The organism is Mycobacterium paraintracellulare (genome assembly GCF_000276825.1).
Taxonomy (GTDB): Bacteria; Actinomycetota; Actinomycetes; order Mycobacteriales; family Mycobacteriaceae; genus Mycobacterium; species Mycobacterium intracellulare.
The window spans coordinates 2,047,558-2,058,653 of record NC_016948.1; the positions used below are offsets into that span (position 1 = coordinate 2,047,558).

Here is an 11,096-nt window from a genome sequence, read left to right on the forward strand (position 1 = left end):
CTTAGCTGTTCGACGGCTGGATGCTACCCAACTGTGTGCGAGCAGTCTTGACGCCATGCAGTGTTGTGCGATTAATAACGCGGTATTCACGGTCTACTCAAGCCAAATCTGTTGTCCAACAGGCAATTTCCCTGCTAATCGGTCGGCCTTGTTCTGAGGCCGCAGCTGGTACGTCAGACCTATGTGGTGCAATGGGTAGTCCCAGGTGAAATTGATGCGCTTCTCAACGCCGTTCATTTCCCACCCGATGTGGGCCGGATTCTGCAACGATCCGCCTATCGGATTGATGGGATTGTCCTCGAAGTAGCCTGGTGCCCGCCAACCCGCGTCGTCAAACAACGTCAGCCCAAAACTCAGGTGCGCGAGATCAACTAACGCGCCGCCCATCCAAGTGCGGTCCTTATGTACGAACGGCCTTACACCCCACCAATGGCTGTTGACAACATCTATCGGCTGAAACGGGCAAGCCCGAAAGTCTCTGCTACGCGTTTCACCTGGCACCGCAATGCCCCAGTTTGCAGGCCAAGGCGTGCGATTTAGTAGCAGATCAATCGCCGCAGCCGGAAAACTGACCTCGCGGTCCTGTTGCTCCGCAAAATGTCCTGTCACAGCGTGATTCAAGAATATCTTGAGCACCCACCGTTGCATATCATTACCGGAGATAGTGATTTCTTCCGCTTCACCCCACTCTCCGGCACCAGCGTCGTACTGAATTGCGATGCGGCGCAGAAACGTTGCGAACGCCAGCGCGGCATCGTCTGCTGGATGCAAGGCCGTGTTGTGCGTTTGGCACAAGATGTTCGCCTTGAAGTTCTTTGGCGTAACGGGGTGGCCGACACCCTTGCCGGTTTTGTGCTGAACTGTGAAAGCCGGATCGTTTTCGCCGTACAGCTTGATGAGGCCGTGCGACACATAGTGTTCACCGGAAATCTTGGTGGAGCATCCGCCGCGCGCATTCGCGTAGCACTTCGGGTGTTGGTAGTCGTCGGTGGGTTCTGTCATGGACTCTGCTGTGCTTGTAGGGGCTTCTGGCTCGCTCCAGCGTAGGCGAACATCTGTTCGATGCAAGCTGACACGCCCTGTATTGCAACAACCGTCTGCAGACCTGCCCGCGTCCACACCGCGTCCACAAACGTGACCTAACCTGCTGATTTGCCGCAACCCGATAGCAGCCGCTGCTGGGCCCGGTTTTTGAACAGAAGCGCTGGAAAACTAGGGGATTGGAGCCGCTGCCGGGCAAATTTCGGACCCAGCTGAGTTTGCTATCTAGCCAGACCTAGGGGCTCATAATCCGTTGGTCGCGGGTTCGAGCCCCGCCCGCCCCACTCACAAAGCAAGGGTGGATGACGTCGGTTGGTGCTTGACATTTCGTCTTCGGGTGATGGCTGACAGTTACTTTCGGTCGTTCCTTGACACTGCCAAGATAAGGGAGTTAAGCGCACGTGGTCTGCAATTGGCCCCATGCTAAGCCGCGCATCTCTTTGTCCGGCGAACGCTGCCGATCAGGACGCGATGAACGCGAGCAGATCCGGGTTGAGCACATCCGCATGCGTGGTCGGCATTCCGTGCGGGTAGCCGGCATAGGTTTTCAATGCGCCGTTCTGGAGTAGGTCGACCGCTCGGGGCACCGCGCTGGTGAATGGCACGATCTGATCGTCGTCGCCGTGCATCACCAGGACGGGAAGGGTGATTGTGCGCAAATCCTCGGTGTAGTCCTGCAGCCAGGAAAACACGGTCTCATAGTGAGCGTGGGCGCTGCCGGACATGCCCTGTCGCCACCAGTTCGCGATGACCGCCTCGGACAGCTCTACCCCTGAACGGTTGAATCCGTAGAACGGACCCTCTGGCACGGCGCGGAAGAACTCCGATCGATTCCCCAAGACACCCGCCTGCACCGCGTCGAACCACTCCTGGGGTTGGCCGCCTGGATTGTTCTCGGTCTGCAGCATGCTTGGTGTCGGGGAGGACACCAGTACCGCCTTGGCGACTCGCTCCTGGTGGCGCGCGACGTAGCAGGCCACTTCCGCGCCGCCGGTGGAGTGCCCAATATGGACGGCCCCCCGCAGGTCGAGCTGCTCGGTCAACGCGGCCAGGTCGGCCACCCAGTGCTCCATGTCATTGCCGGTCCCGACTTGCTCGGATCGGCCATGCCCGCGCCGGTCGTGAGCGATCACTCGATAGCCCTGGTGCAGGAAGAACATCATCTGCGCATCCCAGTCGTCGGCCGTCAGCGGCCAACCGTGACTGAAAACGATCGGTTGGCCAGAGCCCCAGTCCTTATAGAAGATCTTGACACCGTCCGACGTGGTGATGGTGGGCATAGTCGTTCCTCCCGCAGTCGCTGTCGCGGGCGCCACCCGCGATCGAGTAGTTAGTTAACCGCAAGCCACAAGTTTTTCCTGCGAGCTGTCCGCAAGTCGACAGCTGCGAGCTGTCGCGTGCTCTCGTCCCACCGTTAGCTAATACGTTCGTACCGGCGACATACCGGCGACCGAGGGCGATTTGTAGCCGTACCGAAGGCGTAACCCGGCCGTACTGGCAACGCCCAAAAGCCCTTTCTTGCAGGCGTTCACTGCGAGCGGCTAACCCGTTTCGGCTGGTCGGCGGAGCGCCGGAAAAGGACTCATAATCCGTTGGTCGCGGGTTCGAGCCCCGCCCGCCCCACTCAGTTCCGCCGGTAGCTATTCGTGGTGCTCCGGCTCGATCCGGGTACTCTGCCGGATCAGCGATCGCGCCTGATGCAGGTGCTTGGCCGCCCACCGGCGATACGTCCGTCGAGCCCAGGACAGCCGCTCCTGCGAGCGCTCCGTACGGCGCACCAGCTCGAGGTCGACATGGTCAAGCTCCTCGGCTCCGATTTCGATTCGGTCGCGACCGTGGATGAACTGCAACACCAGCGCATCGGGGTCCAGCAATTCGCGCTCCCACGCCTCGTGGTCATCGAGGTCGGCGATGCCCATCGTGTCGGCGGCGTCGCGAAGCACCTCGCCCAATTCGCCATCGAGCAGTTGGCGAAACGCATCGGCGCCCTGGCGCGGATTGGCGATCATCCACGAGTGATACGCGTCCGGCACCCTGTACAGCGTCGCGTCGGCCTCGTTGGCGATTTCGCGCGCGTGCGGGAACGGCACGATCATGTCTTTTTCGGCGTGCACCACCATCGTGGGCATCCCCTCGTCGCGCATGGTGTGCAGCATCGGCGTGTAATCACCGGACTCGACGATGGCCCTGATCGTCCGGACGGCCGCGAGTGGATCACGCAGGTTGGGCACCGCCACCGCGGCCAGCACCCGGAAGTATCCGAGTTGCTCGCTGGGTGAGAGCTGCGTCGGGTCGCCCAGTGTGTCGCGGACAGCGGTGTAGGCCGCGCCCAACGCCTTGGTTGGGGACCTCACCAATTTCGGGATGGTCGTGTCGAACCGCGCTCCGGCCGCCGGGTCGAACAGCACGGCGGCGAGTACCCGCTCAGGCGCGCGTGCGGCCAGCTGGATGGTCATTCGCCCGCCCATCGAATGGCCGACGAACAACGCCTGCCCGATGCCAAGGGCGTCCAGCGTGCGCAACACCGAATCGGCGCGATCGGTGAAGCCGCACGCGTCGCTGGGCAGTCGCCCGGTATCTCCGTGACCGGCGGCATCGACGGCGACGACCAGGAATCCCATTCCGGCGATCCGGCTGAGCATCCGCAGATAGGCCTTCCGACTCAGCAGGAGCCCGTGCATGAACAACAACGGCACTCCGCGGCCGCCGACTGAAAGCCCGATCCGCCGCCCGTCATCGAGTTCCACGACGTGATGGCTCAGGCGGATCCGGCTTGGTGATGTTTCCGTCATGGCCACGGCGGAATTCCCGGCCGGCGGGGCGTCAAAACGGATTGCCGACAGGCCCTCGCTGGTCGCTGCCGGGGAGCGCAGGCTTGTGCGGCCGCAACCGGGGGTACTCGGCTGAGCAAGATGACGCAAATCCCGTATCGACGCACCGACGAAATCGATCCTTCTGTGCGCGTTTACGGGGCGCGGGTGCACAATCTGCGGGGTGTCGACGTCGTAGCGCCGCGTGACGCGCTGGTCGCGTTCACCGGAATCTCCGGATCCGGCAAATCGTCGCTAGCCTTCGGGACCATCTATGCCGAGGCCCAGCGCCGCTACTTCGAATCGGTCGCTCCGTACGCCCGTCGCCTGCTATTGCCAACCGGCGCGCCAAAGGTCGATGACATCACCGGGCTACCGCCTGCCGTTGCACTGCAGCAGCGCCGGGGTTCGGCGACATCGCGGTCGACGGTCGGCACCGTCACCACCCTGTCGAACTTGTTGAGGATGCTGTTCTCCCGCGCCGGGACCTACCCGCGGGGGGCTACGGAACGACTGGACTCCGATGCGTTCTCGCCGAATACCGCGGTGGGGGCGTGCCCCGAATGTCACGGGCTGGGACGAATCCATCGGGTGACCGAAGAGACACTGGTGCCGGACCCCTCGCTGACCATCCGCGAAGGCGCCGTCGCCGCATGGCCCGGCGCGTGGCAGGGCCAAAATCTCCGCGACATCCTCGTCACGCTGGGCTACGACATCGACAAGCCATGGCGGAAACTGCCTAAGCGGCAACGCAATTGGATTCTGTTCACCGAGGAGCAGCCGACCGTCGAAATCGATCCGAGCCAGCACCCCGTGCAAGCCGATTATTACTACAACGGCACGTTTTCCAGCGCCGAACGCCATGTCCGCCACACGTTGGCCAACTCCCATAGCGCGATGATGCGCCGCCGCGTACTGCAATTCGTCGACACCGTCGAATGCCCGGTATGCGACGGCTCTGGGTTGCGGCCGGAGGCGTTGCGGGTGACCTTCGCCGGCCGCACCATCGCCGACTACACGGCCATGCCACTGGGCGACCTCGCGGACACGTTGCGCCCGACGGCTTCTCGGACCGACGCCGCCGCCGCGTACGAGTCCATGACATCCGGCGAGCTGACGGAAGTGGCGACCATGATCGCCGCCGACCTGGTCGCACGCCTGCAGGTACTCATTGATCTCGGCCTCGGCTATCTCACGCTCAGTCGCCGGACCCCGACCGTGTCACCCGGCGAACTGCAGCGGTTGCGGCTGGCCACCCAACTGCGCGCCGGCTTGTTCGGCGTGCTCTACGTGTTAGACGAACCGTCGGCCGGCCTGCACCCGGCCGACGCCGAGCCGCTGCTCGAGGTGCTCGATCGCCTGCGGCGCGCGGGCAATTCGTTATTCGTGGTCGAGCACGACATGGACGTCGTGCGCCGTGCCGACTGGATCGTCGACGTTGGGCCCGGGGCCGGAGAACTCGGTGGGGGCGTGCTCTACAGCGGGCCGGTGTCCGGCCTCGCCGACATCGAGGGGTCCGTCACTCGTCACTACCTTTTCGACGGTGCCCGGCCGCCGCGTCGACAACCACGTACGCCGTCCGGGCAGCTGCGGATGCGCGGGATCTGCTTCCATAATTTGAAAGACCTCGACGTGGACCTGCCCCTCGGCGTGTACACCGCGGTCACCGGGGTGTCCGGTTCCGGCAAGTCGACACTCGTCGTCAAGGTCCTCGGCGATGTCGTCCACAGCCAGCTCGGCACCGGACGAGCGGTCGAGCCTGCCGAACCCGACGACGACGAAACCGACAGCGGGATAGTCGATCTCGATCATGACGCGAGTATCGGCGTGACGGCAGAGGGGGCCGAAAACATCAACCGGCTGGTATCGGTCGACCAGCGTGCGATCGGACGCACGCCGCGCTCGACGCTGGCGACCTACACCGGCTTGTTTGACGCCGTGCGCCGTGAATTCGCTGCGACCCCGAAGGCGCGCCGCCGCGGTTGGACGGCGGGCAGGTTCTCGTTCAACGTGGCCGACGGTCGCTGCCCCACCTGTCAGGGGGAGGGTTTCGTGTCGGTCGAATTATTGTTCCTGCCAGGCACATACGCCACCTGCCCGGCGTGTCAAGGAGCGCGGTACTCCGACGAGACACTCGAGGTTCGCTATCGCGACCGTACGATCGCCGATGTCCTCGCGATGACCGTCGATGAGGCTTCGGAGTTTCTTGCCGACGTCGCCAGCGCGGCGCGCAGCCTGACCACGCTGCAAGAGGTCGGGCTCGGATACCTCCGTCTCGGACAGCCCGCCACCGAGCTGTCGGGCGGCGAGGCACAGCGGATCAAGCTCGCGGCCGAACTGCAGCGACCCCGGCGCGGGCACACCCTCTACGTCCTCGACGAGCCGACCACCGGGCTGCACCCCGCCGATGTGGATCTGCTCGATCGTCAACTGCACCGCCTGGTCGACGCGGGCAACACCGTGGTGGTGGCCGAGCACTACATGCGGATGGTCGCGGGTGCAGATTGGGTGATCGACTTGGGACCGGGAGCCGGCAGCGATGGCGGCCGGGTCGTCGCGGCGGGGCCACCTGAGCAGGTGGCACGGGCCAAACAGAGCCGCACGGCGCCGTACCTGGCGAAGCGGTTGGCGCCGTCTGGCACCCAGTGAAGACGTTGTCTCACCGCGGGCTCGGCGCGGCGGGTGATCCTGGACGCCCGTAGCGAGTTGAGCGTGGAATCGGCGGCGTCGCCAAACTTTGAATGCCCCAAGAAGGGGATCTTCTCTCCGACAAGGAGTCCGACACGAAGCAGCGGGCGACCGACATCGCCTAGCCCCAGTGCGGCGGCACCTCGCTACCCGGGCAGTCCGCATACCGGCAGTTGACGTCCCGCACCCGCCTGGCGGTGACTTTGCCGTCGTTGTCGTAGCTGTATTCGACCGTGGCCTCCGCCGAGCGCCGGCAGTGCGGGCAGACTTCCATTTCGGTTTTGAAGCGCGCCATCATGTCCTCCTGGTCGCAATGCTATTGAAGCGCGCCCCTCGCCACGTGTCCCCGATTAGCTCCGCGCCGAGCGCACTGAAGTGAATTGCAGCGCCTTTTCGGGTGGAATAGGGGGACAGGGGACCCAGCGGAGGTAGCGTCAAAGCTGGTCAAAAGCACAAATGGGCGGGGCGATGCAGCTGAACTGGTTGAGCGTTGCCGATCTGATTGCCCAGGCCGGCGGCGATCCCTGGGCGGTCAACCGCAGTTTGCAGGCCGGCAACCCCTTTCAGATCTCCCAATTGGCGGAGGCCTTCCACGCGGCGGGCCGGTGCTCCACCGCCGCCCAAGAGGAGTTCGAGCAGGCCCGCAAGCGCTTCGATCAGGCCTGGAACCACCAGAACGGCGACCATCCGATCAACGGCTCAGAAGAAGTGCAGCGGCTGACCAAATCGCTTCGCCTGCAGACCGACCAGTTGCCCAAGATCGCCGCGGACCTGGAAAACATCGCCGCCATGCTGGCCGCCGCGCAAAAAGAGGGCTCCGCGGAGATCGCCACGCTGGAACGACAACTGCAGTTGCTGGACAAACTGATCGGCGCGGCCACCAAGGATCTGCAAGACCCCACCCTCGATGCGAAGAGCCGCCGGGCGCTCGAGACCTTGATCAAGGACGCCAAAGCCGACGCCGCCGATGACACGCGGGACGCCCTCAAGCAGATGAACTCGATCCGCGACACCTACACGAAATCGCTGCGTGAAGCACAGGCGAACGGACACCTCACCCCGCAAGATGCCGCCGCGGTCGCCGAGTTCAAGCCGGCGGGCTTCGGGGACGGGCAAGACGCTCCGCCCAGCGACCCCAGGATCACCGGACCGGCCGGCCCGCCCCAACACGAGCAAAACACCTACGACCTCCAAGACCAGTTCCAAGACGGCCAGGGCCCCACCTTTGGCGGCGACCCCCGAGACGGTTTCCCCCGCAGCCCGGCATCGGAGCTCGCGCAAGGGCCGCCGGGCACCCGCCCGCTGCCGACAGGGACCGCGCTGGGGCCCGACGGCCATCGCTACGCGTTTTTCAGCCACCCGGATGGGTCCGTGACCCCCGGGTTCAACGAATTCGCGACCAACGGGTCGGTCTGGGATTACACCGATCCCACCCATCCCGTGAAAGTCGGTGAGCTGCCGGGGATTTACCAGGCCAGCGGCGTTTACGATCCCGCCACCAACCAGATGGTGATCGTCGGCAACACCAGCAACCGGGTAGGCGACACCACCCGCGGCATGTGGGTGTCGGGACCCATCGATCCGGCCAAACCCAACAGCTGGATCAACAACTTGCAGCGCGTCGGCACCGTCAGCCTCCCCGGCGATCGTGAAAGCCAACTGGTCTCGCTCAAAGGTGGTGGATTCATGCTCGTCGGCGCGACCAATGGCGGCCCCGTGCAGGGCATCACCGCCGCCACACCGCAAGGGCTGATGGGGGCGACACCCCAAACGCTGGTGGCCCCCAACCAGCTTCCGACCGTCTACGGCCCCACCATCACGGGCACGACGCTCGACCCCGCGACCGGCCTTGAGACGATTCAGCTTCGAGTGAGCACCTGGCCGCCCGGGCCGACCTATGATCCCAACACGTGGACGACAACCTTTGGCGTCCAACACTAGGAAGGGGGACACCACATGCTGAGCAGGGTGACCCTAGCGGTGATCACCGCGAGCGTTGCGGTCCTGAGCCTGGCATGTTCCCGCAACGCCCCCGGCGTCGCGACGGCCACGCCGCCGCCGAAATTTCCCGATCTGAACGCATTTCAAGCGGTCGACGCCGCGCCCTATACCGCCGCGGCCCGCGCCGGCGGCGCGGCCTATTTCGCGACACCCGATGGGCTGCAGTGCATCCTCCCCAACCCGCCCAAGCCGGGCGATCACGTCAGCGCCAGCTGCGATGGGCCACTGCCTGGTCTGCCGGACAACGCCCCCGTCGGCAGCGACGGCTGCTCGGTGGTCGCCTCGCCGTCATCGCTTCCGACAGACCTCAACCCGTACAGCTTTCAAAAGGGCACCGGCTGCCCGATCATCACCTCGCCGCTGCTCAACGTCGGCCAAAAGCTCACCAAAGGCGACATCACATGCGTCGTGGGCGCTGACCGCCTGACCGCCTGCATCGATCCAATCCTCAACCGTGGCTTCGTACTTCAGTCCGCCGGCTCGTGGACGTTCTAACCCGCCGCCGTCCCCCGCGATCGAGGCGGATGTGCTGGCGGCAAAATCCACGTAAGATTGTCGGCGTGAGTCGCATGCGCGGGTTGACGTTGGCAGCGGTGCTTAGTGCCGCCGCCGTTGTCTTCGCGCCCGGCGCGGACGCCGACCCCGGGTCGCCCTCGTACAACCAAGGCAAACAGGCCATCGATGAGCAGATTCAGCACTATCACGTGCAGCTGAATGCTGACACCGATTGGAACCAGTACTGCCAGAGGGTCCTTCAGAGCGATCTGAAAAGCGGGAAGATCGCTCAAGTGGACTCGGCGCCTGACTTCATTGCCGGATGCACCGACGAGGGCCGTGCCCTCGTAGCGTCCCACTGAAAGCCGCTGTAGCCCAAAGTCTCCGGGATGGCCCGGGCGTAACGCCACGGCGAAAAATCGGCAATAGTTCCACCGTGGCGTTACGCGCGCGGCCGCCCGGGGCAGCAGGTTACAGACCGATGTAGACCGCCTTGGTGTTGAAGTAGGCCTCGATGCCCTTGCGGCCGCGCTCGCCGCCCCACCCGGACTGCTTGTGGCCGCTGATCGGCATCGACGGGTCGGCCGCGAGTGAGGAGTTCACCCAAACCTGGCCCGCCCGAAGCTCATTCACCATCCGGTGGGCGCGGGAGAGGTTCTCGGTCCAGATGGACCCGGCCAGCCCGTAGTGCGTGTCGTTCGCGGCGGCGATTACCTCGTCCTCGTCGTCGAACGGGATCACACAGCCGACCGGCCCGAAAATCTCCTCCTTGATGAGCCGCATGTCGGGCGTGGTGTTGGTGATGATTGTCGCCTCGTAGAAGTAGCCCTTGCGGTCCATCGGCTTGCCGCCGGTGATGATTTGCGCGCCGCCGGCCACGCCGTCATTGACGATGCCTTCTACCCGTTTGCGCTGCTTGTCGCTGATCAGCGGGCCCAACACCGAGTCGGGATCCTCGCTGCCACCCATCGGCAGCATCTGGGCGAACTCCGCCAGCCGCTGCACGACGTCGTCGTAGATGCCGCGCTGGACGTAGATGCGCGACGTGCACGAGCAGTTCTGCCCCGAACCGGCGAGCAGGCCCATGCCCGCCCCCAAGATCGCCTTGTCGAGGTTGGCGTCGTCGAACATGATCAGCGGGGACTTGCCGCCGAGCTCGAGCGTCAGCCGCTTGAGGTTGCCGGCGGCCGCCTTGACGATCAGCCGCCCGACCTCCGTCGACCCCGTGAACGAGATCTTGTCGACGTCGGGGTGCGCGGTGAGCGCGGCGCCCGTGGTCTCGCCGTAGCCGGTGATGACGTTCAGGACGCCGTCGGGCAGGCCCGCCTCGCGGAAGATCTCCTCGAGCTTCAGCGCGGTCAATGGCGTCTCCTCGGCGGGCTTGAGGACGGCGCTGCAGCCGGCCGCGAGGGCGGGCGCGACCTTGAGCATCGCGACGAAAAACGGGCCGTTCCAAGGGATGATGAGGCCGACGACGCCGACCGGCTCGAGCTGGGTGAAGGTGTGGTAGGTCTCCCAGGTGCCCAGCAGGCCGTCGGACACCAGATTGGCCGACTCACCGTGGATCTTGCCGACCCAGCCGGCGTAGTACTTCAGCATGTCGACCGACACCGGGATGATGTGCCGCGCGGCCGTCAGGTTCATGCCGTTGTCTTGGCCTTCGAGCGCGGCGAGCTCGTCGGTGCGCTCCTCGATGATGCGCGCCGCGCGGAAGAGGACATTGGCCCGGTGCGACGCCGGCGCCTTGCGCCACACGCCCGACTCGAAGGTCTCACGCGCGCGGGCCACCGCCGCGTCGACGGCCGCCTGGTCGGAGTCGGGGACCTCGGTGATCAGCTCCTCGGTGGACGGGTTGAAGACCTTAATGGCGTTACTCACGGTTCTCAGTGGCCTTTCGCTCGCGAGAATGCTGTCGTTGCGCGACAGAGGTTACGCGCGTAACCAGTGGGTGTCCAGTGCGTGCGGGGGTCGTGGTGGGCGGGGGTTCTGGGCGGATTCTGCTGGTCGCAGACGTGCGCAGAGCGATACGGGCCCCGTTGGCCGCGGATGCGGCGCCCTCCT

9 protein-coding genes are annotated in these 11,096 nt (G+C 64.9%); 4 read left to right on the forward strand and 5 right to left on the reverse strand.

Annotated features, from left to right (window positions below; genetic code table 11):
* Positions 1-93 precede the first annotated feature (93 nt).
* The 3 genes from OCQ_RS26530 to OCQ_RS09600 all read right to left on the reverse strand — a co-directional run bounded on the left by OCQ_RS26530 (position 94) and on the right by OCQ_RS09600 (position 3,833).
* Entirely contained in the window at positions 94-1,002 is a 909-nt protein-coding gene (locus OCQ_RS26530; RefSeq protein WP_014384419.1) for a hypothetical protein, read from the reverse strand.
* Between the two features lie 500 nt (positions 1,003-1,502).
* Positions 1,503-2,321 (reverse strand): alpha/beta fold hydrolase, encoded by an 819-nt coding sequence (locus OCQ_RS09595; protein ID WP_014384420.1) that lies wholly within the window; start codon positions 2,319-2,321, stop codon positions 1,503-1,505.
* Between the two features lie 360 nt (positions 2,322-2,681).
* A complete protein-coding gene (locus tag OCQ_RS09600; RefSeq protein WP_041784936.1) occupies positions 2,682-3,833 on the reverse strand; it encodes an alpha/beta fold hydrolase in 1,152 nt (383 codons plus the stop codon).
* A 120-nt stretch (positions 3,834-3,953) separates the two neighbouring features.
* Here OCQ_RS09600 and OCQ_RS09605 point away from each other — a divergent pair, with 120 nt between their 5' ends.
* A complete protein-coding gene (locus OCQ_RS09605) occupies positions 3,954-6,500 on the forward strand; it encodes an excinuclease ABC subunit UvrA (protein WP_014384422.1) in 2,547 nt (848 codons plus the stop codon).
* Positions 6,501-6,660: 160 nt separating this feature from the next.
* Here OCQ_RS09605 and OCQ_RS09610 read toward each other — a convergent pair whose 3' ends face one another.
* Positions 6,661-6,837 carry a hypothetical protein gene (locus tag OCQ_RS09610; protein WP_014384423.1) on the reverse strand — a complete coding sequence of 59 codons (177 nt, stop codon included), beginning with the start codon at positions 6,835-6,837 and terminating at the stop codon, positions 6,661-6,663.
* A gap of 170 nt (positions 6,838-7,007) precedes the next feature.
* Between OCQ_RS09610 and OCQ_RS09615 the strand changes: the two genes are divergently transcribed.
* The 3 genes from OCQ_RS09615 (at position 7,008) to OCQ_RS09625 (ending at position 9,397) form a co-directional block, all read left to right on the forward strand.
* The gene (locus OCQ_RS09615; RefSeq protein ID WP_029385664.1) at positions 7,008-8,480 is read left to right on the forward strand and encodes a putative alpha/beta hydrolase; all 1,473 of its coding nucleotides are present in this window, start codon (positions 7,008-7,010) and stop codon (positions 8,478-8,480) included.
* A 15-nt stretch (positions 8,481-8,495) separates the two neighbouring features.
* Positions 8,496-9,035 (forward strand): hypothetical protein, encoded by a 540-nt coding sequence (locus OCQ_RS09620; RefSeq protein WP_041784937.1) that lies wholly within the window; start codon positions 8,496-8,498, stop codon positions 9,033-9,035.
* A 74-nt stretch (positions 9,036-9,109) separates the two neighbouring features.
* Positions 9,110-9,397 (forward strand): hypothetical protein, encoded by a 288-nt coding sequence (locus OCQ_RS09625; RefSeq protein WP_014384425.1) that lies wholly within the window; start codon positions 9,110-9,112, stop codon positions 9,395-9,397.
* Between the two features lie 109 nt (positions 9,398-9,506).
* Here OCQ_RS09625 and OCQ_RS09630 read toward each other — a convergent pair whose 3' ends face one another.
* Positions 9,507-10,913, reverse strand: coding sequence for an aldehyde dehydrogenase family protein (locus OCQ_RS09630; protein WP_014379848.1), 1,407 nt, complete (start codon positions 10,911-10,913; stop codon positions 9,507-9,509).
* Positions 10,914-11,096 lie beyond the last annotated feature (183 nt).

Coding starts and splice junctions, on each gene's coding strand:
- OCQ_RS09615 (WP_029385664.1), top strand. CDS start 7,008: ATGCAGCTGAACTGGTTGAGCGTTGCCGATCTGATTGCCCAGGCCGGC.
- OCQ_RS09625 (WP_014384425.1), top strand. CDS start 9,110: ATGCGCGGGTTGACGTTGGCAGCGGTGCTTAGTGCCGCCGCCGTTGTC.
- OCQ_RS09610 (WP_014384423.1), bottom strand. CDS start 6,837: ATGATGGCGCGCTTCAAAACCGAAATGGAAGTCTGCCCGCACTGCCGG.
- OCQ_RS26530 (WP_014384419.1), bottom strand. CDS start 1,002: ATGACAGAACCCACCGACGACTACCAACACCCGAAGTGCTACGCGAAT.
- OCQ_RS09600 (WP_041784936.1), bottom strand. CDS start 3,833: ATGACGGAAACATCACCAAGCCGGATCCGCCTGAGCCATCACGTCGTG.
- OCQ_RS09605 (WP_014384422.1), top strand. CDS start 3,954: ATGACGCAAATCCCGTATCGACGCACCGACGAAATCGATCCTTCTGTG.
- OCQ_RS09620 (WP_041784937.1), top strand. CDS start 8,496: ATGCTGAGCAGGGTGACCCTAGCGGTGATCACCGCGAGCGTTGCGGTC.
- OCQ_RS09595 (WP_014384420.1), bottom strand. CDS start 2,321: ATGCCCACCATCACCACGTCGGACGGTGTCAAGATCTTCTATAAGGAC.